Raw genomic sequence first — 26,067 nt, forward strand, 5'->3', positions numbered from 1 at the left:
TCGGGCACGGCTGAGTCCGGGGCGCAATATTCCTCCAGAACGACATGGGCATTGGTGCCGCCGAAACCGAAGGAACTGACGCCCGCGCGGCGCGGCAGGCGGTTACCGTCGGCATCGCATACGCGGCTCCAGCGTTCCGCGGTCTGCGCCACATGGAAGGGGCTGCCCTTCAGTTTCATATAGGGGTTAAGATCCTCCGCATGGAGCGAGCGTGCGATCTTCCCGTGCCGCATCTGCAGCAGCACCTTGATGAGCCCGGCAATCCCGGCGGCCAGTTCCAGATGACCGATATTCGATTTGACCGAACCGATGGCACAAGCTTGCTCGGGGGCCGGTCCGAAGGTGATTTCGGCCTCACAGGCGAGATCGGAGAAGGCGGAGGTCAGCGCCTCAACCTCGATCGGATCGCCGAGCGGGGTTCCCGTGCCGTGTGCCTCGATATAGCCGACGGTGCGCGGATCGATGCCGGAGCGGGCATAGGCGGTGCGCAGGAGATCGGCTTGCGCCTTCGAGTTCGGCGCGGTGAGCGAGGCGGCATGGCCGCCGTGATTTTCGGCACTGGCGCGAATCACGCCGAGGATCCTGTCGCCATCGCGCTCAGCCTCTCGGAGCGGTTTCAGGAAGACGAGGCCGACGCCCTCCCCGCGCGCATAGCCGTCGGCCGTGGCGGAAAACGTCTTGCAGCGGCCCTCCGGCGACAGCATGCCCGCCTTGGCGAAGCCGACGAAGGCATCGGGCAGCAGCAGGGCGTTGATGCCGCCGGCAATCGCCGCGGTGCAGTGCCCTGCGCGGATGGCCTCCACCGCGCGGTGAACCGCGATCAGTGCGCTGGAACAGGCCGTCTCGACCGCGACGCTGGGACCATGGAAATCATAAACGTAGCTGATCCGGTTCGGCCCGAGCGAGGGCGCAAGGCCGGTCATCGAATAGCCCTCGACCGCAACGCCGCCTTGCGAGATCAGACGGCTGTAGCCTGTATCCGCCGTACCGATGAAAACTCCGGTCTTCGATCCCGCGAGCGCCGAGGGCGCATAGCCCGCATCTTCCATCACCCGCCAGCTTGCGGTGAGAAGAAGCCGCTGCTGCGGGTCCATCATCCGGGCTTCGGGCGCGGAGATGCCGAAGAAAGGCGCATCAAAAGCGGCCATGTCCTCGATGAAGCCGCCCCATTTGACGTTGCCCTTGCCCGGTTCCGACAGCGGATCGCCCCAATAGTCGCGCCAGTCCCATCGCTCGCCGGGGATTTCGCCGATGCAGTCACGGCCCTCCTTCAGCACCTGCCAGAAGGCGTCGACATCAGGCGCGCCGGGGAACTGCCCGCTCATGCCGATGATGGCGATGAGGCCATCCGTGCCGGTTGAGGGAGCCGGATGGCGCTCGGGCTCCGGGGCGATGGTCGGCCTTGCCGATGTGGGCTCTGGTGCGAACTCAGGCTCCGGCGCAGGCTCCCCTTCAACCGCACCTGCCACGCCCAGGGCCGCGGCCATTGCGGTGCTTTCCTGATCGGCCAGATATCCAGCCAGTCCGTCGAGCGTCGGATACTCGAAGAACAGCGTCGGGGTCAGTTCCAGATCAAAGCAATCGTTGAGGCGATTGGCGAACTGGGTGAAGCCGATGGAATCGAAGCCGTATTCGGTTAGTTCCTCATCCGGATCGAGATCGTCGGGCGAGACTTTAAGCTGTTCGCTCGCCTCCTCCGTCAGGCTTGCGAGAACGAGGCGGCGCAGGTGGGCGGAGTCGGAGCTCTTGCGGGATGCGGGGCCTGTCCGGGCAGGCGCTGCGGGTTGAGCAGGTGTGGTTTTCGGCTCGAAGGTGCGGCCAACGAAGCGGCGGATGCGGGCGGCATCGCCGGGCGCGATGCAGACGCGCGAGGCGTCCCCGGCCACGGCCGCGCAGAGCGCATCAATCCCGTCGCGGGTTTCCATCGGCGCAAGGCCGGTAGTGCGGCGCATCAGGTCTTCCTGAGCGCTGTCCAGCATCATGCCGCCGTCGCGCCACAGCGGCCAGGCGATCGAGCGCGTACGGCCGTGGCAGGCGCCAGCGCGCCGCCGGACCTCGCGGCTCTCGGCAAAAGCGTCGAGGAAGCCGTTGGCGGCCGCGTAATCGACCTGCCCAATATTGCCAACGACACCGGAAATCGAAGAATAGAAGACAAGGAAGTCGAGCGGCGCGGCGCCGATCGCCTTGTCGAGCGCCACCGCGCCCGTGACCTTCGGGCCGAAGGCGGCGGCAAGCTGATCCGGCGTCTTGCGAGCAAAAGCCTCGTCGTGGATCACACCGGCGGTATGAATGACGCCGTCGAGCCTGCCATGCGTCTCGCGGATCACCCGGATCAGCTCCGTGACAGAGGTCTCGACCGAGAAATCGGCACGCAGGTGATGGAGATCGGGCGTCGCCGCGATCCACTGCGCGGTGGCAGCATCCGGCGCACTGCGGCTCGCCGGAACGACGACGGCACCGGGGGCGGTTTCCAGAATTTCGCGCGCCAGAGCCTGGCCGAGCGTACCCGTGCCGCCGGTGATCAAATAGACGCCGCCCGCATACCACGGGAGGTTGGCCGGTTCTGCGGGCAAAGGAACCTCGTCCCAGGTCTCCATTGCAAGCGTATCGCCGTCCACCTCCAGGCAGGCTCCGGCCGGGGCGGTTTCCGCCTTGTGCAGGAGCGCGGCGAGATCGTCCGTTGCTTCGGGCACAAGGAGAACCTGGCCGCTGAGCTTTGGATGCTCGCGGCGCATGGTGCGGAACATGGAGCTAAGCGCGGAAAGTGGGACGCTCTCCGCATCGTCGGCCAGAACGAGCTGGATCAGGACGGGATCGCCGGAGAGCGCGGCCTGCCCGGTTTTCAGAAGCTGGTCGGCGAGGCGATGGAAGCGCCGGTCCAGCGGCGCGTTGCGATCGTCATCGAGCGTTCTGATTTCCGCATCGGGGAATGCCGATTTCAGAGCGCTCGCCTCGCCCGCACCGGCGGTCAGGAGCACGATCCGGCGGGACGAAGGCTCTGACGTCGCGGCGGATTCGAAGGGATGCCAATGCGGTTCGAAACGCAATGCGTCGGTCTCATCCGGCCTTTGCAGCGCGCGGGTGGTGAAGCCGCGTATGGCGACACGGACGGTGCCGTCCTCGCCGATGAGGTCGATATCCATACGCATGAGGCTGGAGCCGGTTTTCTCCGCCACGCGAATATCGGCCCACATGTGGGGTTCCAGGCTCCCGAGGATCTCAACAGCATCGATGGAGAACGGCAGGGCCGCTGTCTTCGGGGCGTCACCGCTTGCATCGAGCGCCAGACCGACGGCCGATTGCAGCGCGCCATCCATCAGGCCGGGATGGAGCACGAAATCGGCCAGAGTCGAGGTTTGCGCCTCAGATAATTCAAGCCGTGTGAGCACACGCGCTGCGCCGGTCGGATCGGCGGAGACGGCAAGGTCGGCGACCACGCGGTGGTTGGGACCGTAGATCAGCCCCATGCGATCGAAGGCGGCATAGATCTCGACGCGGTTGAAATGGCGTGACTCGTGGTTGCGCAGGGCTTCGAGATCGAGCGAACGGGAGGGCGAGGCTGGTTCGTCCGCGATCTTCATCTGCGCGTGAACGAGGCGCTCGCCGTCCTCCGACTGGCTGGAGATTTCGGCCCGCGCACTCCCGTCGGCGGCACGGGTGATCTCGCAGGCGATCCGCGTGGGGCTCTCCACCTTGCACGGGGCCATCCAGATGACCTGCCGCAAGACCGGGTTGGCAATGCCCTCCTTCACGGCAGCGGCGCGCGCGAGTTCCAGATAGGCGACGCCCGGCAGGACGGGAACGCCCGTCACCTTGTGATCGGCGAGGAACGGCTCGGTTCCCGTCACCGACAGGGCGTATTTGCCGGCCCCCTCGGACACCGGGCTGAGCGTGGCATGAGGCGCGGCGGTCGCCGTTTCGACCTCGGGCAGCCAGTAGCGTTTGCGCTGGAAGGGATAGGCGGGCAAGGCGATGCGGCGGGGATAGCTTTCACCGTAGAGCGCTGACCAGTCGACATCGCCGCCCGAGGCCCAGTGCCGGGCGATCTCGGGCGCCTCCTTACCGCGCGGATCGAGCGTCTCGGCCTTTTCCTTGTGCCCGTTGCGCACGATGCCTGAGACCGCGACATCCCTGTCGCCTGCAAGGTACCCTTCCATCTGCCCAAGCAGATCGTCCCGCCCTTCTGCCACGAAGGTCACGCGGTGGCGCATGGCGTCGCGGGCGATCTGGAGCGTGTAGGCGAGGTCGGAGAAATAGGCTTCTTTGGCGGCATCGCGCAATTGGGCAACGGCTGCGGTCAGAGCCTCTGCCGTCTTTGCCGAGATCGGCACCACGACGGGGCCTTGGCAGACGGCGGAGCGCGCCGCATCGTGTGGGATGTATTCCTCGATCACCAGATGGGCGTTCGTCCCGCCCGCGCCGAAGGAACTCAGCCCCGCCCGCCGGGGCAGTTCCTCGCCGTCGATGACGGGGCGGTCCCACGGGGCAGCAGCTTGCAGCAGGTAGAACGGACTGCCGGAAAGCTCCAGCAGCGGGTTGGGCTCGGCGCCATGAAGCGAGCGGTAGAGGGTCCGGCTCTTCATGGCGAGCAGGACCTTGATCAGCCCCGCGATGCCCGCCGCCGTCTCCGTGTGACCGATATTGGATTTGACCGAGCCGATGCCGGTCACGGCACGGTCGGGTGATTGAAAGCCCCAGTCCTCGTAAAGCTTACGAAAGGCCAGCTTCAGCCCTTTCGCCTCGATCGGATCGCCGAGCGAGGTGCCGGTGCCGTGGCATTCGATCATGCCGATCGAACGCGGATCGACGCCCGCCTGCCGGTGCGCCTCGACGATCAATGCGGCCTGCGCCTTTGGGTTCGGGGCGGTCAGAGAGGTTGCGCCGCCGCCGTGGTGCTCGACCGAGCCGCGAATGACGCCGAGGATAGGATCGCCGTCGCGCTCGGCCAGATCGAGGCGCTTCAGCAGCACGGCGCCGACGCCGTCGGAACGCGCATAACCGTTGGCATCCCTGGAGAAGCTCTTGCAGCGCCCGTCCGGCGCGATCATGCCGACCTTGGAGTACATGATGTGCTGCATGGGCGACAGCATCAGGTTCGAGCCGGCCGCAATCGCCATTTCGCAGCCCTCGTGACGGATACTCATGACGGCGCGGTGGATGGCGACCAGCGAACTGGAGCAGGCGGTATCGACCACCTCGCTCGGACCGTGAATATCGAGCAGGAAGGACAGCCGGTTCGGGCAGAAGGAATGTCCGAGCCCGGTCAGCTGCTGGACCTCCATGAGGCCCGCGGCATTCACCATGTTGGTGTAATCGAGCAGGTTGATACCGAGGAACAGAGAGACCTTGCGGCCCGCCAGCGCACCCGGCGCATAGCCGCCTTTCTCGATCAACGACCAGACGCATTCCATGAAGAGCCGGTGCTGCGGATCCATCAGCTCCGCTTCGCGCGGCGAGATGTTGAAGAAGCCCGCATCGAAGAGATCGGCGCCGGGAACGAAGCCGCCGTATTTGACGTCCGTGTAAGGCCCCTTCTTCGGATCGCCGTAGACGGCGCGCCAGTCCCAGCGGTCCGGCGGAATTTCCTCTATGCAGTCGTCGCCCGCAGCAAGATGGGCCGCGAAGGTTTCTAGATCCGGGCTTTTCGGGAACATGCCCTCGATCGACAGGATGGCGATGGGAGCTTCAAGCGCCGGACGCATCGGCGGCTCGAGTCGCACGCGCGGGGCCGCAGTTTTGGCCGGTTTCGGTGCGAAGGCGCGGTGGCGGCGGAGCCAGCTTTCCTCAAAGGTCCCATCGTCCGCATTGGCGGGCGGGGCGTCTTGTGCGACGGGGGCTTCTATGCGGACAGGGTCCGGCTGAGGCTCCTTGGCCGCCTCTTCCTTGGCGTAGTGCGCCTCGATGGGCTTGGCATAGCGCTCCAAGAGGATGTTGCTCAGATCGTCGAGATGGCGGGCCTCGAAGAAGGTCGTGGGGGCGACGGAGATCGCGAAATGGCGGGAGATCTGCACCATGATCTCGGTGATCGCGATGGAGTCGACGCCGAGATTGGCGAGGTTTTCCTGCGGGTCGAGTTGCTCCTCCGGCATGCGCAAGGCTTTGGCCGCGATCTGCCAGACATCGCGCGAAAGACGATCGGCGAGGCTCCGTTCGGCCTCGGGTTCGCGAGCGGCGGTTTCCGTCTTCGCATCTTCCGCCCTAGCACTGGATGCCACGCGCGCACCTGCCCGCTCGACCAATTCTTGGTCGAGGAGTTGCGCCATGCGGGCGCGCAGGTCGTCGCGGGGGGCGGAGGTCATTGGGCGGGCTCCCCTTCCCTCACCGGCGCGCCTTCAGCCAGCATTTCCCGATAGCGGCGCATGTGGGAGAGAAGCTTCCACAGATCCGCCTCCCATTGATGGCGGTAGCTGTCGATGAAATAGGTCTGGCCAAGATCGGGCACATCCTGCTTCTTGGCCGCGAGGAATTTCCGCAAGCCTGCCGTCTTGCCGAAGAAGGCGCGGGCGTAGCTCAGCACGAACAGGCCTTGCGTCTTCAGCCCGTCGCCCAATCCTCCGGCTGCGTTGATGAAGCCCATGAAGAGGATGTTGTCGAGATTGCGCGGGGTGGAGTGCAGGAAGAGATCCGGAATACTGCCCTTCCATTCCAGAAGCGCGGTGTCGAGGAAGGGAAAGTCGCGGCGGTAACCGGTGGCATAAAGGATCAGGTCGATCTCGGCCGATGTACCGTCCTTGAAATGCACGATCTTGCCCGCGAATTTCTCGATATCATCCTTGGGCGCAACGTCGCCGTGACCGATGTGATAGAGCAGCAGCGAGTTCATCACCGGGTGCGCGCCGTCGAGCGGGTAGTCCGGTTCCGGCAGGCCGTAATCGGTGCCGTCATAACCCGCCAGCCGGAAGACCTCCCGGATATAGGCGAACGTCTCCTCCTTGGTGGCGAACTTGTTGCCGAGCTCCATCATCCATTGCGGCGTCGGTTTTCCGGAGATGAATTTCGGCTGGTAGTAATAGCCGCGCCGGGTGCTGTGGGTGACGGAGGTGGCGGTACGGATCGCATCGACGGCGATATCGCAGCCCGAATTGCCGCCGCCAACCACAAGCACGTGCTTGCCGCAAAGTTGATCGGCGGATTTGTAATCGCGCGCGTGCAGCACCTCGCCGGTGAAGTCTCCCGGATAGGCGGGATCGGGATAGCGCGGCACCCGTTGCAAACCGTTGCAGACGATCACCAGCGGATAATAGACGTCGTGCCCGGCGCTCGTCTTCAGCCGCCAGCTCTCCCCTTCCTGCGTCAGGCTTTCCACGGCGGCGTTGAAATGCGCGCGCTTGTCGACGCCAAAGGCCTTTGCGTAGGAGCGGATATAGGCGAGCACCTGCCGGTGGTTGGGATAGGGCGGATAGTCCTCCGGCATCGAGAAGTCGGGCACCTGGGTGTTGAACTTCGGCGAGATGAGGTGGAGGGACTCGTAGGTCCGCCCGCAATCCGCATCCCCATTCCACACGCCACCGAAATCGGCCTCCGCCTCGTAGAGATCGACCTCGACGTCGCCGTCGATCAGTTCGCGCGCCACACCGATGCCGGTCGGACCGCCGCCGATGATCGCAACCTTGGGGGCCTCGTTGCTCATGAGCGCAGCTCCTCCTCGAACCGGATTTCCTGACCCTTTTCCGGGCCCGTCAGCCGCACGCCCTCAAGGCGGAGGGCTTCAGATCCGGTTGCATCGAACACATTGACGGTGAAATGGGACGGCGTGGGCGTGACGGGGTCGCCGGAAATCCTGACAAGCGCGCCATCGCCCAAAGGTGCAAACCCGGTGGCGGCCTCGATGGAGAGCGGAAAGCTCAGCGCATTGCCCTTCCCTGCATCCGGGACGCAGCCGGAGGCACGGAAGGTCAGCAGCCGCCAGACGGCATCGAGTACGAAGGGGTCGAACAGCATCGGCTGATGCGCGGCTGCACCTCTCGGCATGGTCAGGCGGGCCGTCAGGGTTTCGCCATCGCGGGTGACCTCCGTGACCTGCGCCATCTCAGGCGTGGGCGGGCCGGAATGAACGGCGCAACGCTCGGAGAAGGCACGGAAGGTTTCGGTGATCGCGGTTCCAGGCAGAGGACCGTCGGGGGCGGCGAATGTGCCTGGTTCACCGTGATCAGTACCCGCAACGCCCGAGCCCAGATGACAGGGAGCGCCGTCCTCACCGTCTGCCTCGATGCGGTAAAGCAAGCCCTCGGCATCCGCCATAACCGTGACGGTCAGATCGCGCGGGCGGCCATTGATCGCAACGGGACGGCCCCACAGCAATTGGCGCAAGCCCGAAACGGACCGCCCGGAAAGCCTCTCAAGGGCGTTTCTCGCAAATTCAAGCAGGAACAGGCCCGCCGCCAGCCGCTTTTCGCCGGTTACGTGGGTCGTCAGGAACGGTTCGTCGCCGTTGATGCGAAGCGTCATCCGGCCGATTTCGCCCTGGCTCGGAGGCGCTGCGAAGAGAGGCGAGAGAGCAACGCCGGAAGCCGCTGCGACTTCCTGCGGCGTATCGGCGGGCTCGATCCAATAACGGGTGCGGGCGAAGGGATAGCCCGGCGCATGAATGCGGGGGACCGCCGATTGCGGCCAATCGATATCGAGGCCCTTGGCCCAGAGGTCCGCCGTCTTCTCAAGGCGCGGGGTTTCGCCCGAACGCAGCCATTTCCCGACGAGGGTGCGGGCTTCATCGTCTGAGGTGAACACGGCAATCGCCGCCTCATCGCCCGACGAGAGATGGACGCCGTCGAGCGAGAGCCCGGCGGATACGGATAACAACTTGCGCAGGAGATCGCCGCGGCCCGAGAAGGTGAAGGCCAGACGCTCGGAGAAGGTTGCCCGACCGTGCTGGAGGGTAGCGGCGAGTGCGGTCAGGTCGAGATCGGTGGCGGCCGTCACGAAGCGTTCCATCTCCCCGGCATAATCGATCAGTTGCTCGCGGGTGCGGGCGGAGAGCACGAAGATCGGCGGGGTCGTCGTATCCGGCTCAAGCGGGGCGTGGCGGTATTCCTCCAGCACCAGATGGGCATTGGTGCCGGAAAAGCCGAAGGCGCTGACGCCTGCCCGGCGCGGCTGGCCGTTTGACGGTTCCGCCCAGTCCTCCAGCGCCGTCGTCACCGCGAAGGGCGTGCGCTCGAAGGGAATGTGGCTGTTGAGCGTCTCGACATGGACGGAGGGCGGCAATTGACGGTGCTCCAGCGCCAGCATCGCCTTCAGCGCCCCGGCAATTCCGGCGGAGGCCAGCAGGTGCCCGATATTGCTTTTGACTGAAGAGAGCGCGCAGCGCGCACCTTCGGGCACACCTTCGAAAGCCTCCGTCAGCCCTTCAACCTCGATCGGATCTCCGAGCGCTGTGCCGGTGCCGTGGCACTCGATCAGCCCGATGCTCGCCGGATCGATATCGAAGCGCTCGTGGGTGCTCTTCAGGAGGGCCGCCTGCGCCTTCGGGTTGGGAGCTGTGATGCCGTTGGTGCGGCCGTCCTGATTGACGCCCCAGCCCCGGATGACGGCATGGATCGGATCGCCGTCGCGCTCCGCATCCGACAGACGTTTCAGCACGAGTGCACCGATGCCCTCGCCGGGCACGAAGCCGTTGGCGCGTTCGTCAAACGTGAAGCAGCGCCCGTCGGCCGAGAGCATGGCGACCTTGGAAGTATCGATGAACATGTTCGGACCGACGAGCACGCAAGCTCCGCCCGCCAGCGCCATGTCGCAGGTGCCGGTGAGGAGCGCCTCACAGGCCTGCGCGATGGCGACGAGTGAGCTTGAGCACGCCGTATCGATGGAGAGACACGGGCCCCGCAGATCGAGCAAGTAGGAAATACGCGCGGCAAGGATGGAGCCGGAACTACCGAGCAGGCTGTAGGTGTTGCGCTCCTTAATCAGCTCCTCGTAACCGCTCGGACCCGACGAGACGTAGACGCCGCAACTCTTGCCCGAAAGGTCGGCAGGTTTGATCGCCGCATCCTCGATGGCGTGCCAAGCCGCTTCCAGGAACAGACGCTGCTGCGGATCCATCAATTCGGCTTCGAGCGGCGTGATGTTGAAGAAACGGGCGTCAAAGGCCGCCGGTTCATCGAGCGCGCCCATCCACTTGCAGTAGGATTTTCCCCGCGCCTGCGGGTCCGGATCGTAGAAGCGGGCGATATCCCAGCGCGATGACGGCACCTCGTCGATGCAATCGCGCGCGGAAGCGATGTTGCGCCAGAAGGCTTCGAGATCCTCCGCCTTCGGGAACTTGCCCGATGCCCCGATGATGGCGATGGGCTCCGGCCCCGACGTTTCTACGAGCGGCTGCGGTGCGGGCGAAGCCGGAATCTCAACGTGAGGTCCCGGAGTGGGGGGCGTTTCCGCCGCGGGCTTCTCGGCAGCAAGCACGAGCCCGGAGATATGGCCGATCAACGCGCCGACGCTCGGGTATGCATAGACGGCGGTTGCAGGCAGATCGATGCCGTATCGCTTGTTGAGGTTGCGGATCCAGGTCACCGCCAGGATGGAGTCGAGCCCCAGATCGAGGAACCCGGCATCCTCTGCGATATCGGCCGGATCGAGCATCAGATCTTCGGCCAGCGAGGCGATGATCTCGCGGCGCAGGTTTTCGCGCGGTGCAGGCGCAGCCGGCTTGGGCGGAGCGGCCGCTTCCGGTATGCGCGTGGGCTCGGCGACAGGTTGCTTTCTCGCGACCAGTTCCGCGACATGCGCCGTCAGGGCCTTGACCGTCGGATAGGCATAGACGGTGGTTGCGGGTAGATCGATCTCGAAGCGCTTGTTGAGGTTGCGGATCCAGGTGACGGCCAAAATGGAATCGAGACCGAGATCCAGAAAGCCATCCTCGGCACGAATATCGCCGACCTCGATCATCAGATCCTGCGCCAGCGAAGCGACGAGATCTACTTCGAGCGCAGCACTGTCGAAGGCGGGCGTCTTTTCCAGCTCAACCATATCGGCGGCCTCCTCCGCCGCGTCGAATTTCTCCGCGATCCGGGCCCGCACGCCTTCATTGCCGATGAAGGTCCTGTCGTGCATCGCAAGCTCACGTTCCAGCACGGTCTCGAGCCGTCCGCGCAACAAGGCGGCGGCCCGGTTCTTCGCCGCGACGAGATCCTCGCGCGTGGCGCAGGCAAGTTCTCGGGCCGCGGCCAGAGCGGTGCTCAGAACGTCTCGCCCCGGCCGGACCAGCACGCGCGACGACCGCTCCCCAAGCTCGCGCCCCCGGAATTCGCGGGCGGTGAAGAGGATCTCGCGGCCGAGATCATCGCCGAGGCGATAGGGGAAGATCAGCGTCGCACCGGCGCCAGGCGTAAAGCCGTACCAGAGGTAATTGCTGTGATAGACGGCCTCGGCGGCAAGGATCGTAAGATCGCAGTAGAGGCCAAGCGACCAGCCCGCGCCGATGCCATGGCCCTGCATGGCGGCGATGACCGGCAGCTCGCATTCGAGCGGCAGGGAATAGATGCGCCGGTCGGTGAAGTGGCTGTCGCCCTTCTGGAGATCGGCCAGCCCTTCCCGCGTGCCGCCGCAGGAGAAATAGCCGTCATGGCCCGTCAGGACGGCGACCTTCGCCTCCGCCAGGGCGGCGATTGTCGCGAAGGCTTCCTCCAGCCCGTCCATGAAGGCCGGGGTGAACATGTTGCGGCCTTCGCGCTCTTCCATCGTCAGCACCGCGATGCCGTCCTGATAGAGCGCAAGGCTCATGACGTCAGTTGTCAGCGGAATGGTGCGTGGCGAGCCGAGGATATCGCCGGGCCCGTCGGCAGGAAGCGCCAGCGGGCACGCGACCGGCCGGAAATCGGCCAGAAGCAGAGGCAATTCGCGGCGCATGTGCCGTTTCAACAAGACAAGCGCCTCGCGCGGGCCTTGGGCGATCTGACGGGCAAGAGCGATTGCGGCGTCTGGCACCTCGGCTGCGGGGACGCGCGGGGCGCCGGCATCGCCCGCCAGGCGCCTGTCGACGAGATGGGCGGTGAGCTTGCCGGAGGCGGCAGGGATATCCTCGAACCGCACCTCATCATCCGCGACGAGGAAATCGGCCAGCAGAGCCATCGCGCCAGGTTGGCCGGAGACGTGACCTCGCACAGCGACAACCACCGGAACCGCGCAAGTCAGAACGCAATCGGGCGCGAAACCGAGAACAGCTGTCGAGGCGGATTGCCAGAACGTTTCGCCGGTGAGGATGACGGCGCGAACCGTTTCATCAGCGCCTGCCGCTTCCAGCTCACGGGTGAGCCCGGTTGCCAGCGCCTTGCCCCATGATCCGGTGAGGGTAAGGACGCACACGCCCTCCTCATCCGCGCGACAAATGATCTCTCCGGCCTTTTCGACCTTCGCCGGTGTGGGGTCGAGAGGCGGCAGGATGACCTTCGCGGAGCGCACGACGGCGGGCGATTGCACAGAAGCCGCTATCGCGGCCGGAGCAACCAGCCTCACGGACAGACCGGTCGGCTCGCTCGGCGCAGCAACCGCTTCTTCCGGTGCGATGGGAATGCTGGCTTGCTGTTTCGACGGCCTTTCGGCGTTCACCCAATAGCTCTTGCCCGCGAAGGGATAGGTCGGCAGCGGCACACGGCGGCGCGGATTGACGAACAGGGTTTTCGCGTCGAGAGAACCGCCGGACAGGAACCGGCGCGCAAGGGCGTTCAGATCCTCGGTCCTGCGATCTCCATCGGCACTTTCGGGAACGATTGGAGCGGCATCGGTATCCCCCGCCGCCTGCCCCGTCTCGACGCCGCAGTTCGGATCGCCGGAAAGCCATGCTCTCAGGGACGTGGCTAGCGTTTCGAGATCATCCGTCACAAAGGCGAGACGATGCGAGAAGGCGCGTCGTCCCGCGATCAGGGTGAAGGCGACGTCCTCGGACAGCAGATCGGGATGGATTTCGAGATGCGCGGAGAGATGCTCGGCCTGCGCTCTCAGCTGATCCTGCGTGCGGGCGGAGAGGACGAACAATTGACTCTTCGCCGGTTCACGCACCGAGGTTACCTGTGGGGCCTCTTCCACGACCACATGGGCATTGGTACCGCCGAAGCCGAAGGAACTGATCGCGGCGCGGCGTACGTGCCCCGGCTCAGGAGCCCAGGAAACCGGGGCTGTGTTGACCCGGAACGGTCCCCTGGCGAAGTCGATGGCCGGATTGCCGCCGTCGAAATGCAGGCTCGGCGGGATGGTTTCCTCGCGAAGACTGAGCAGCACCTTGGCAAGCCCTGCGAATCCGGCAGCCGTCGTCGCGTGGCCGATATTCGATTTCACCGAGCCGAGGACGATTTCGTGATCACTCACGTCGGCAAAGGCGCGCACAAGTGCGGCATGTTCGATCGGATCGCCAAGAACCGTGCCGGTGCCGTGGGCCTCCACGTAACCGAGGGTCCCGGGATCGATATCATAATCCTCGTAGACCTGCCGGATGAGGCGTTCCTGCGAGCTGGCACTTGGCGCAGTAATGCCGTTGGTCGTGCCGTCCTGATTGATGCTCGAGGCAACGACGAGCCCAAGAACGGTGTCGCCGTCGGCCAGTGCATCGGCGAGCGGCCGGAGCAGGACGGTGCCGACCGCCTCGCCCGGCACCATGCCGTCCGCGCCCGCGCCGAAGGCCGCGCAATGCCCGGTCGGCGAGAGCATGGCGGCGGCATTGGCATAGCGGAAGAAGCGCGGCGAGCATTGCACAAAGACGCCACCTGCCAGCGCCATTTCGCATTCGCCGTCGCGCAGACTCCGGCAGGCGGTGTGGAGAGCCACGAGCGAGCTGGAACACGCCGTATCGATGGCGACGGCCGGGCCTTTCAGATCGAGCAGATAGGAAATGCGCGAAGGGATCAGCGAGGTGGTGTTGCCCCAGAAGGCTTGGCCCGGTGGCTGTTCGGTGAAAAGCTCCTGATAGTCGCCGTGCGCACAGCCGACGAAGACGCCGATGCGGCGCCCGACCATGTCCTCGCCGCCGTGCCCCGCACTTTCCAGCGTCTTCCATGCCTCTTCGAGGAAGAGCCGTTGTTGCGGGTCCATGTAGGTGGCCTCGACGCCCGAAATGCCGAAAAAGACCGGATCGAACCGGTCGATACCATCGATAAAGCTGCCGTGGTGGCCGTAGGTGCCCGGCTCGGCATCCTTGTAGAAGGGCGTGAGATCGAAGCGGCTGACCGGCTCGATCAGATCCTCGCCCGCCTTCAGGTACTGCCACAGGGCGTCGAGGGTTTCCGATTTCGCAAACCGGCCGCTCGCGCCGACGATGGCGATTGGCGCGTGCGCCTTATCGCGACCGGCAGAGATGGTTTGCTGCGGCTGGGCGACGGCGGCGGGAGGCGCTTGCGGTTTGGTGAGGGCAAGCTCGCGTTGCTCACCGAGGAGATGCTGCTCCAGCCGGGCGACATTGGCGAAATCGAACAGGTCGGTCTGGTCGACCTCGATTGTGAGCGCCTTGCGCAGACGGTGAACGAACTCCGCGCCGAGAATGGAGTCGAGCCCGTAATCGGCAAAACTGCGCGCCGGATCGATGCGCGAGGGCGCCATGTTGAGCGTTTCGCCAAGAGCTGCGAGAAGTCTCTCACGCAAGGCGAGGCCCGGTTCCGACGGCTCTTCAAGTGGCGTGGAGGCGACGGGTTTCGAAACGGCCGCGCCGCTCGCACTTGCCACGATGATCTGCTGGCCGAGCGCCTGTTCTGCGTGCGAGGAGACCGCCTCCCATTGGAACCCGGAGGCCTCCAGCCCGGCCTTCCAGTTCTCCGCCGTCAGCGAGGGTGTACCCGGAATGCGCCGGTCCGGATCGGTGAAGCGCCACCAGCCCTCAAGCAGGCCGAAGGTGACGTGCGTGAAGAGAGTCGGCCTGCTCGTCTCGTTCAACAGCAGTACCGCGCCGGGCGCCATCGTCTCGCGCACGCGGGCGAGGGTTTCGTGAATGTCGGCGGTGGCGTGCAGCACGTTGGCGGCGATGACGAGATCGTGCGCGCCCGGCTCGACGTCCTGACCGGCGAGCGGCTTCTCGATATCGAAGAGCGCCGTCTTGAGGCCAGGAACGCGGCCTGAATAATGACGCTCGGCGTGGATCAGAAAGGCGCGTGAGACATCGGTGTAGACATAGGCAGCGATGCGGTCGGCGAAGGTCGCGAGCGCATCGAAGACCGGCTCGCTGGTGCCGCCGGTGCCCGCGCCGATTTCCAGAATACGGAGTTTGTGCGAAGGCTCGCTCCACCCGGCCGCGACTTGCACGGCAGCCTCAGCCACCGTGCGGCTGAACCGGGCGGCAACCTGGTTTTCCTTGTAGACGGCCTCGACGAGCGTCTGATGACCTTCGGGAAAGAGGATATCGGTCGCACGCAGCTTTCCTGTCAGGATCTCCGGCAAGGCCCGCAAGGCGGCTTCCGCGAGATCCATCTGCGCCGAAGGCCCGCCCGCCTGACGGAGAGCTTCCCATGCGGCCCACGCCTCGGAAAGCGACAGGCTTTCGCCGTCATGCTCTGAGGCGAGAAGCCCCCTCGCCGCCTTGAGCCAGGCGCGGTAGGAGGGATTGACATCCGGTTCCGAAAGATCGCGGAGGGTCTCCCCGAGCACCTGCGCGAGGGCTGTTTCCAGCGTCTCAAGCTCGGTCTTGAGCGCTTGGTCTCCGGAGCGAGCTTCGATGACCCTAAGGAGGCTGTCGGCCCCTTTTGTGTCAGGCGAGAACCGTAACGCGGAGTTGATCCCAAGGAGGTCGGCGGGCAACCAATAGCGGGTTTTCTCGAAGGGATAGGTCGGCAGGGAGACGATGCGGGGGGGAGATGTCCGGCGCAGATCGGGCCAGTCGATATCGGCGCCCTCGAGCCAGAGCCCCAGGACGGCTTCAAGGCGCCCCGCCTCCCAGGCGCGCGCAACGACTTCGTGGATGACGGCATCTCCGGCGAGCGCGGCCAGGGCGCTGCGTTTTCCGTCCGCCTTTCCGGACAGGACCGGGATATCGACCTCGCGTCCCGCCAGCCAGGCTTCAAGCGCTCTCGTCAGGTCTGCAACGCTTCCGGCCAGAACCGCGAGCCTGCTCTCCATCGCCTCGCGCCCGACCTGCAGCGTATAGGCGATATCGGCCAGCTTCAGCGCGGTTTCCGGTGGGGGCGCCTCGCCGCCCTTGGCGCAGACTGCCTCTGCCAGACCGGTGACGGAGCCTGCCAGGTCCAGTTCCGCCGGGCTTACGGAGGCCCCGAACGAGGCTTCGCACCATGTCCGCAAGGCCGGGATATAGGAGGCATCAAGGCCGAGCGCGTCGAATGTCTCATCACAATCGATATCGGCCGGATCGACATTCAAAAGGCGGCCGATTTCACCTCTCAAAGCCTCGCGCGCCTTGGCCGGATCGGGCAACGCTTGCGATGCTTGCGGGGGCGTCTTCCGCAAGAACGCGATCAATTGGCGAACCTGTTCCTTCAGCCGCTCGTCGGTGCGGGCCGAGAGGACGATCGCCTGCGGGCCGGAGCAGGTTTCCGCATGCCGGGACGGATCCTGCGGCTCGGCCCATTCCTCCACGATCACGTGGGCATTCGCACCACCTGCGCCGAAGGACGAGATACCGGCACAGCGCTGGCCGGAGGTCGTCCACGGGGCCGCCTCGCGTTGCAGGGTGAACGGCGTCTTCGCCAGATCAATATTCGGGTTGATCCGCTCGGCATGAAGGCTCGGCACGAGCGTGCGGTTTTTCATCTGCAGGACGACCTTGGTCAGCCCCGCGATACCGGCCGCCGCCTCCAGATGCCCGATTGAGGATTTCACCGAACCGAGCGCGCAGATGCCTGTCGCGGTTGTGTCGCGCGCAAAGGCCTGCGTCAGCCCATCAACCTCGATCGGGTCGCCGAGTTCCGTGCCCGTTCCGTGCGCCTCGATATAGCCGATCTGATCGGCGCTGAGGCCTGCGCAATCGAGGGCGGCGCGCACTACGTCGCGCTGGGCGGCGGGGCTCGGCACGGTGAAGCCGTTGGTCCGCCCACCGTGATTGACCGCCGTTGCCCGGATCAACGCGTGGATGCGATCGCCGTCGGCCAGGGCTTGCGACAACGGCTTGAGGAGGACGCAGCCCACTCCCTCGCCCGGCACGAAACCGTCCGCGCCCTCGCCGAAACTGCGGCACTCGCCGGAGGGGCTCAGCATATGCGCCGCGCTCAGTTCGACGTAAGTCGAGGAATGCAGGTAGAGATTGACGCCGCCCGCGATCGCCATGGCGCAGCTTCCGCGCCGCAAATGCTCGCACGCCTCGTAGATCGCCGTCAGGGACGACGAGCACATGGTATCGACCGGCATGCTGGGACCGGCAAAATCGAAGAGATGGGAGACCCGGTTGGCGATGCTCGCAAACGACGTTGTCGGGCGCACCCTCGCCCCGCCTTGTGTGCGGTACGGGCCGTAGAGAGCATAGCCCGTCTTGGTGACGCCCGCGAAGACACCGACGCGCGCGCCCTCGTGCTCACATCCTGCGATCTGTTTCAGACGGGCACGGGCGTAGCCCGCATCTTCCAGCGCCTGCCAGGCGCTCATCAGAAAGAGACGTTCCTGCGGGTCCATCGCCGCCGCATCGCGGGGCGATAGCCGGAAGAACAGCGGATCGAATTCCGCAAAGCCTTCGAGGAACGCGCCCCGGCGGGAGTAGCTCTTGCCCTCGGCTGCCGCTTGGTCGGGATCCGGCTCATAAAAGCCATCCATCGACCAGCGTTCGGCCGGGATATCGTGCACGGCATCATGTCCGGAGACGAGATTTTGCCAGAAGGCATCGAGATCCGGCGCATCCGGATAGGTGCCGCTCATGCCAATGATGGCGATGGGCTCGTCCCGCGACACGGTGGTTTCGGGGGCCGAGGGCGCGAGTTGAGCGGCGGCGCGGACCGGAGCAGGTTCCGCAATCCCGCACCAGCGGGCGCAAGATGCGGGCTGGGCCACGACGAGATAGTCCGAGACGGCGGCAAGCGTGCGGTGGCGGAAGAACAGCGTCTTCGGCAGATCCTCGAAGATATCGCCGAGCGCGTTGTTGAGCCGAGTGATCATCAGGGAGTCGATGCCGTAGTCTTCCAGCGGCACTTGCGCGTCGATGGCCGAGGCCGTGAGGCCGCTCGCTTCGGCGAAGAGCGCGGCGAGCCTTGCGCGGGTCTCGGCCGCGAGTTCCTGCGATGGTGCGTGGTCTTGGACGGGAAGCATCGAAAGACGCGAAGGTTCCTCCGCACTTCCGGCGAAGAAGGTGCGGATACGCTCTCCGGCGCCTGCGACCACTGCGATTTGGGTAGCCTCCTGCCCGAGTGCGCGACGCAGTGCCTCAAGCCCGGCCTCCGTTTCCAGAGGACGCTGGCCCATGCGACGGAAGAGAGCCTCGCGGGTCGGTTCATCGACGCGCATGCCACCATCACGCCAGAGCGGCCAATCGATGGCCTTGATCCGGCCGCTGAAGGCGCGGGCAAGCGCGTCGAGGAAGCCGTTGGCGGCCGCATAGTCCGCCTGTCCGGCATTGCCGAAGGGACCGGCCAGCGAGGAGAACAAAACGAAGGCATCAAGGTCTAATCCGGCGCAGGCCTCGCGGAGCGCCACCGCGCCGTCGATCTTCGGAGCCAGCACCGTCTCGATATCGTCGTCGAGCTTGGTTGCGATGAAGCCGTCGCGCAGCACGCCTGCGCAATGGAAAACGACGTTCAGCCCGCCGTGGACTTCGACGACATGATCGACCAGCTCCTTGACCGCGCCCGCGTTCGTCAGATCGACTTGCCGATAGGCTGTGACCGCTCCGAGGTCGCGCAGGTGGGCGAGGAATGCCGTACGGTCCTCATCGAGCGGACGGCTTCCGGCCAGAACCAGCACCGCGCCCTTTGTTGTCTGCGCGATATGCTCGGCCAGCAGACGACCGAGCCCGCCCATGCCGCCCGCGATCAGGTAGACGCCACCATCGCGCCGGCTTTGCGCTGGGGCGGACGCAGGGATTTCCAGCCAGACGCGGATTTCGCGTCGGCCGTCACGGTGGCGGATATGGCTACCGGTCGGGGCGCCACTGTCCTCGGACAACCAGCGGGAAATCTCATCGCCCGCATTCTCGGGAACCTCGATGACCTGACTGCGGATGCGCGGATCTTCCTGTGCCGCGCTTAGCAGCATACCGCCGAGGCCGCTCAGAAGGCTTCCTTCGCCGTTTCCGGGAACGACAAGTTGAACGAGAACGGACTCATGGCCGGAAGCAGCCATTTCCGCGCGCAGGAGACCCAGCACTTGCCGGGCAGCGTCCTTGTATCTCACGCCGACATCGTCTCGCGCGAGACTCAGGTAATAGACTTCGGCAGCGTCGCTTTCGGGAATTGAGACGCCGCAGCCGATGACGATCCGTCGCCCGGAGAAGGTTTGCCCCAGCACCTCGGCTTTCTGCCAGTCGGCGGCGAAGAAGAGCGTTTCACTTTCGTCGCTCGCTGTCTGAATGCCCGGCAACCAGAAGCGCGTTTCGGCGAAGACGCGCGGGGGCCGCGGGTGACGGTTTTCCCCGCTCGGCCGGTCATAACTTTCCAACACCACGTGGGCATTGGAGCCACCGAAGCCGAAGCTGCTGACCCCGGCGCGCCGGGGGTGTTCCGGGCCCCCGTCCGGCCAAGCTTCGCGGCTCGTCACGATGTGGAACGGGGTGCCATCGAGATTTATGTGCGGATTGAGCGGCTCGCTGTGAAGCGTCGGCGGGAGTTCGCCGCGCCGTATGGCGGTCAGAACCTTGATGACGCCGGCAAGCCCGGCGGCCGCCTCCAGATGACCGATATTGGATTTAACCGTGCCGAGTCCAATGGACGGACCAGTCGAGAAGCCATCGCCCCTCAGGTCCTCGAAAGCCCGGCTCAGACCGTTGATCTCGACGGGGTCACCCAGTTCCGTGCCTGTGCCGTGGGCCTCGATATAGGAGATACTCGCCGGATCGCTCCCGCGCATCGCCTCCTTGATGAGAGCGCCTTGCGCCTTTGCGTTCGGGGCCGTCAGCGCGCCGGAGCGGCCGCCGTGATTTTCCGCCCCACCTGCGATCACGCCCAGGATGCGATCGCCGTCGCGCTCCGCATCGGCGAGGCGCTTGACCAGAAGCGTGACGACGCCCTCGCCGCGGGCATACCCGTCCGCCGCCTTGCCGAAGGTGTGGCAGCGGCCGGTGGGCGACAGCATGCCTGCCAGTGCCGGGCCCTCGAAGCCTTCCAACGCAAGACACAGGTTCACGCCGCCGACGATGGCCGCATCGCATTGCCCCGCCAGCAACGCATCGCGGGCGCGCAGCAGGGCGACCAGCGAGCTTGAGCAGGCAGTATCGATCGACTGGCTCGGCCCGTTCAGATCGAAGAAATGCGACAGGCGATTGGCGGCCATGGCGAGCGAGTTGCCGGTCGCCAGATATCCGTCGCTCGCCAACCCTTCTGCACGCCAGAGCGAGGCATAGTCGAGCGCCGAGATACCAACAAAGACGCCCGTGTCGCGCGGCAGATCCTCAGGCCGGTAACCGGCATCCTCCAGCGTCCGCCAGGTGCTTTCCAGAAGCAGGCGTTGCTGCGGATCCATCCGCTCCGCCTCGACCGGTGAGACCTTGAAGAGGGCAGCGTCGAACCGGTCGACACCCTCCAGAAACCCGCCGTGCCGGGTGAAGCCCGCCTTGCGCAGATGCTCCGCGTAAGCGGGCGAGTAGCGATCCATCGGCATGTCGCGCGTCAGGTCGCGACCGGCCAGCAAGTTATCGAAGAAACTCTCGATATCCGGACTTTGCGGGAAACGGCCCGCCATGCCGATGACGGCGATGCGGGTGTCGGCAGTCCCAGAAGAGGTTTTAATGGCCGGCATTTCACGGGCGACGACGGGGGCTTTCGTTGCAACGGTGGCCGCGGCCGGGGCTGGCTCCTTCGCCCTTTCGGAGACGGTCACGCCGTGGCGCTTGATCAGATGATCGGCCAGCGCCTCGATATGCTCGCATTCGAAGAAGATCGCAGGCGACAGATCGATGCCATAGGTGGCGCTGAGGTCGTTGGCGTAGCGGGTCAGCGAGATGGAATCGAAGCCAAGATCGTGGAAGGTATCGCGCATGCCGATATCAGCGGCCGCGAATTTCAGGATGTCTGCTGCTCTGCGCCGCAGGTCATCGCGAAGCGATTGCGAGGACGGCGTGATTGGCGTGGCTTGCTCGTTTGTCTCCGGCACACTGGAGAGGATTTGCGCCTCCTCGCCCATCGCGATGCTGGACAGCGTCCCGACGACGCGGCCGGTTTGATCGAGGAACTGAATGTTCAGGATGCCGGACGGCTCCGGCCTGCACAGCACGTTCGCGATGTCGCCGCCGGAAAATACGGCGCCTGCCATGCCGTGCAGCGCTGCACCCGCGCTCTCCGGAGAGCTCAGAAGCATCGCCTCGAAGGCGGCACCGAGGGCCAATGCGGGGCACAGCGTGTTCCGCTTGAAGAAATCCTGCTGGGGTTGGTCTTCGCGCAAGGCGCAGAGAATGCCGCCGTCGGGCAGATGCCAGAGTTCCCGGATGCTTTCGAGATAAGGTCCGAAGGACAGGCGGTGTGTTTTCAGGGCCGCGTAGACGGCCTTGTGATCGAGCACCTCGACGGCTCGAGCGCGCAACGCCTCGAGATCGATCTGCGATTCCGATGTGGGCTCCGCATCCGTGACGTTGGCCCGAACCCAGCACGACCGCATTCCCTCGACCGTCACCAAGTCGATGCGGACGGCTCCTCCCGGCTCCACCGCGATTTCCAGATCCCGGACGTTGGGCCAGTCTGGGTTCATCTCGATCCGCAGGTCTGTCACCCAGGGATGGACCGCAATGCCTGCGATCCTCGCGGCGGCCGCGACGATCTCGGGGGCCACGGTCGGCAGGACAGTTTCGCGGCCGCCGTCGAGCCAAACGTAGTCGCGCAGTTCCTTCAGGTGGATCGCGGTCGTGTAGCGCAGGCCGCTCGCATCCGAGCGGTTGAGGCCGATGAAGGGATGGAGTTTCGAACGCGCGCCCATTGGATTGATGACCGACGGGACATCCGGCTCGGACTGATACCAGCAGTGGATCTTCTCGAACGGATAGGCGGGCAGCGAGATCCGCCTGACGTCCCGCCCCCGATTGAGGCGATCCCAGTCGATCTCCGCGCCGTTTACCCAGGCGGCGCCGACACGTTCCAGACGGCGCGCGGCGCAATCGGCGGTGATCGCCTCCCGGTCCTGCGGCGGATCGACATCGAGGATCGAGGGCACATGGACCATGCCGGGTGCGAGGGTGCCATCGCGGAGGAAAGCGCAGATCGCGGCAAGCACGTCTGCCCCGTCGCGGGCGACGAAGGCCAGACGGGCGGTCAGTTCGTTGCGGCCAACCTGAAGCGTGTAGGCGATGTCGGAAAGGCGGGTGTCCGGTTGATCTTCGAGGAAGGCGGCGAAGCGGTCCAGCACGGCGCGGAGCCGGTCAGAAGTCAGGGCGGAGAAGACCAGCAGGTCCGGCTCGTGCCGGTCCTCAGTACGGGCAGGCGCGCGATACTCCTCGATGAGGATGTGGGAGTTCATGCCGCCCGCGCCGATGGAGGTTACTCCGGCACGGCGCGGCAGTTCTTTTCCGCCCTCGTCGAGCAGCCTTTTCCAAGACGCAAGTTCGCGCTGGACGTAGAAGGGTGAGGTCGCAAACGGAATATCGGGGTTGAGCGTTTCGGCATGGAGCGAGGGGGCAAGCTGTCCGTGCTTCAGTTGCGCCAGAACCTTGACGATGCCCGCAAGTCCCGAAGCCCCGAGGAGGTGGGCGACGTTGCTCTTCACCGTGCCGATCGGGCAGGTCTGCACAGCCCTGGTGTGCTTGCGGAAGACCTGTGTCAGCGCCTTGATCTCGATGGGATCACCCAGCGCCGTGCCCGAGCCGTGGCCCTCGATATAACCGATGGTTTGCGGGCCTATGCCCGCATCCTCCAGCGCGCGCTCGATGGCTGCGGCCTGCTGGTTCGGGTTGGGCACGGTGAAGCCGTTGCGCACGCCCGCATTGGAAATGCCCGATCCGGTGATCACGCCGTAGATGTGATCGCCGTCGCGCTCCGCATCGATAAGCGGCTTCAGAACCAGCGCGCCGACACCCTCGCCCAGAATGGTACCCTCCGCGCCGAGGCCGTAGCCGCGGATGACGTCGGCAGACTTGGTGGTGAAATGCTCCTGCGAGGTGGCGATGAGCTTTTGCGGGTGGAGCAGCAACGACACGCCGCCCGCCAGCGCCATGCGGCAGCGGCCTGCCCTGAGCATGTGGACTGCCTCGTGCACGCAAGTGGAGGAGGCCGAACACATGGTGTCGAGGAAATAGGACGGGCCGGTGAAGCCGTAATAGTAGGACACCATGTTGGGCACGGTGCCGGTGTAGCTGCCGCTCGCCAGCGAGCCGCGCATCAGCATGTTCTGGAAGCCGTAGAGATCGTACTCGTTGGTCATCGAGCCGACGATCACCGCAACATCGCCGCCCATCCGTCGCGCCATTGTCTCGCGCGAATAGCCCGCATCCTCGAAGGCCTCGACGCTTGCCTGCAAGAACAGGCGAACCTCCGGCGACATCAGTTCGGCTTCGGCCTGCGAGATGCGGAAATAGCGCGGATCGAACTTGTCAATATCGGGCAGAAAACAGCCGGTTTTGACCACCGTCTTGCCGAGAACGTCGCGCTCGAGATGATGGAGCGCGGCGTTGTCCCACCGCTCCGACGGCACCGGCTCGAACCCATCGATGCCCTCCGACAGCATCTTCCAGAAGGCTTCCTGCGTATCGGCATTGGAGACGTGCAGCGACAGGCCGACGATGGCGACATCATGCCGGTCGTCGTGCTGCGGCTTGAAGACCTCGGGGCCTTGCTCTTCGCTGATCGGAGGAGATGTCACGACGCTCACCGGTGCGGCGTTGACGGCGACGGCTTCACGGTCGGTCTCCAGCGGAGGTTCCTCGCGCTCGAGCTCGTCAGCAAAGAGCGCGCGCAGAGCGCCCCCACGCTCGGCGACCAGATGACCGGCGACGCCTTCCAGATCGACATATTCGAAGAATAGCGTCTTCGACAGCGGCCCAAGCCCCTCCTCCAGCCGGTTCGTGCTCTCCACGATGGCGATGGAATCGAGGCCGTATTCCTCCAGCTTGCGGTTGGCGCGGATGCGGGTCGCGTCCATTTCCAGAACGTCGGCCAGGATATCGCGGAGGTGATCGACGGTCCGTTTCAGGAGCGCCGCGTCGTCGATTTCGGTGGCGCCTTCCGAGACCGTTGATTGCGGGGCCGAGGGTTGGGCGTTATCCGGGGCACGGCCATAGTCATCGAGAACCCCGTCGATGCGTTCCAGATCGCCGTAGAGGACGGTGCTGCGCGGCGAGCCGGGACCTGAGAGGATCGTTTCCAGCGCCACCAGCCCGGCCTCGCGAGGAAGCGGCGACAGGCCGAGGCGGCGGCGCATGACTTGCCGGGTCGCCTTGTCGGCGGACATGCCGCCGTCCGCCCAGAGCGGCCAGGCGATCGCGACCGTCTGGCCGTGACACTTGCCTGCGGCGACTTCCGCCGCGCGGCGTTCGGCGAAGGCATCCATGAAGGCATTGGCGGCTGCATAGACCGATTGCCCGGCATTGCCGAAAACCGAGGCGATCGAGGAACACAGCACGAAGAAATCGAGCGGCAGATCGTGGGTCGCCCGGTCGAGATTGAGTGTTCCGGCAACCTTGGGCGCGAAGACGGCAGCTGCCTGCTCCGGCTCTTGCGTCAGGATATAGCCGTCATCCAGAACACCCGCCGTGTGGATGATGCCTTTCAGCTTGCCGTGGTCGCGCGCGATCTCGGCCGCGACGGCCTCGACCTGCGTCCCATCGGCGATATCGCAGGGGCGGTAGAAGATCTCGATTCCGGCCGAGTGTTGCGCCTCAAGCCAGATGCTCGCAGGTGCATCCGGCTCGGCGCGTCGGCCGGTCAGGAGCAGCTTGTGTGCGCCGCGGGAAATCAGCCAGTCGGCAAAAATCCGTCCCAAGCCGCCGAGGCCGCCGGTGATCCAGTAGACGCCGTGCAGATCGATGGCCCGCATGTTCGTGTCGCCGCAAAGCGTATCGGAAACCGGCAGCCACGCGCGGCGGATGCCGCCTGCATCGTACCACAATTCCGTTAGGGTATCGCGGGCGCGGCTTTCGGCCGATGTGATGGATTTCAGCCGATCCGGCGTGACGTCGCCCGCGATCCGGATCACCCGCCCCGCGAGCTTCGGGCTTTCGATATGCACGGTTTTCAGAAGGCTTGCGAGTGGAGCCGTAGCGGGGACGGTATCAGTCGTGAGGACGATGAAATTGACCGGCTCGGAGGATCGATCTCGCAAGGCTTCGCGAACCGATGCGGAGACAGTAGTGAAGAGCGTCTCGACGGCCTCCGCCTCGCCAAGTGCAGAGACATCGGGCAGGATCTCGACTGTCCAGCCCGGTTCGCGCGCAAGGGCAGCCTTGGTCTCGGCATCCGTTCCGGCGAGGAGCACGCGGACGTTCGCTTGCGGCGCGTCCTGTCGCAGATCGAGCGGCATCGGCTGCCAGCCGCCGTCGGTGACGAAGAGCTGCATCGCCGTCTCGTCCCGCGGCTCGGACGCCGGAGCCGTTTCGTGCTTCAAGACGCGCAAGGAGAGATCGCGGAAGACGATACGCCGTACGCCCGCTTTGTCGAGGAGATCGATATCCATGGTGCGCACGGGCGCATCGGCGGCCTGACCGGAGCGCAGGCGCACATGGGCCCACATGGTCGCCTCACATGGCCCGGAAACTTCGACCCGACCGCAGGCAAAGGGGACGGCAGCACCTTTCGGGGCCTCGGTGCCCGTTGCCACCCACGCCTGAATGGCGGCATCGAGCAGAACGGGGTGAAGCGGCATAGCGTCTAGCGAGAGCAACAGGCGGCGCGGCAAGCGGAGCTGGGCGAGAACCTCACCTTCCCCGTTGCGATTGACCCGGGCGAGTGCGCGGAAGGCCGGGCCGTGATCGACACCGCTGTTGCGCAGTCGATCGTAACAGGTATCGACCTTGACCGGTTCGGCAATCCGGCCTTTCAGGGCGTCGAGATCGACCGGCCCGGGCTGCCCGTTGTCCTGATCCTTGATCCG

Annotated in this window: 3 protein-coding genes (2 of these 3 cut by a window edge); all 3 read right to left on the bottom strand. The window is 65.4% G+C overall.

Annotated elements, in window-relative coordinates:
- Tightly spaced (each overlapping or abutting the next), the 3 genes in view from QNJ43_RS23520 to QNJ43_RS23530 form a layout consistent with a single transcriptional unit that may run on beyond the window.
- Positions 1-6,299, bottom strand: partial view of a non-ribosomal peptide synthetase gene (locus QNJ43_RS23520; RefSeq protein ID WP_300473732.1) — the 5' portion only. Its footprint begins 13,354 nt before the window's first position; the window shows 6,299 of its 19,653 coding nt (coding positions 1-6,299); its start codon is at positions 6,297-6,299; its stop codon lies off the left edge, out of view.
- Positions 6,296-7,630, bottom strand: coding sequence for an NAD(P)-binding domain-containing protein (locus tag QNJ43_RS23525; protein ID WP_300473733.1), 1,335 nt, complete (start codon positions 7,628-7,630; stop codon positions 6,296-6,298). Before QNJ43_RS23525 ends, QNJ43_RS23520 begins: the two co-directional genes overlap by 4 nt.
- Positions 7,627-26,067, bottom strand: the 3' portion of a protein-coding gene (locus tag QNJ43_RS23530) for an SDR family NAD(P)-dependent oxidoreductase (protein ID WP_300473735.1). 2,106 nt of this gene lie beyond the right edge of the window; only the last 18,441 of its 20,547 coding nucleotides appear in the window; its start codon lies beyond the right edge, outside the window — the gene reads right to left on this strand; its stop codon occupies positions 7,627-7,629. The genes QNJ43_RS23525 and QNJ43_RS23530 overlap by 4 nt, the downstream gene beginning before the upstream one ends.

The organism is Breoghania sp. (assembly GCF_030066895.1).
In the GTDB taxonomy this organism is placed as follows: Bacteria; Pseudomonadota; Alphaproteobacteria; order Rhizobiales; family Stappiaceae; genus Breoghania.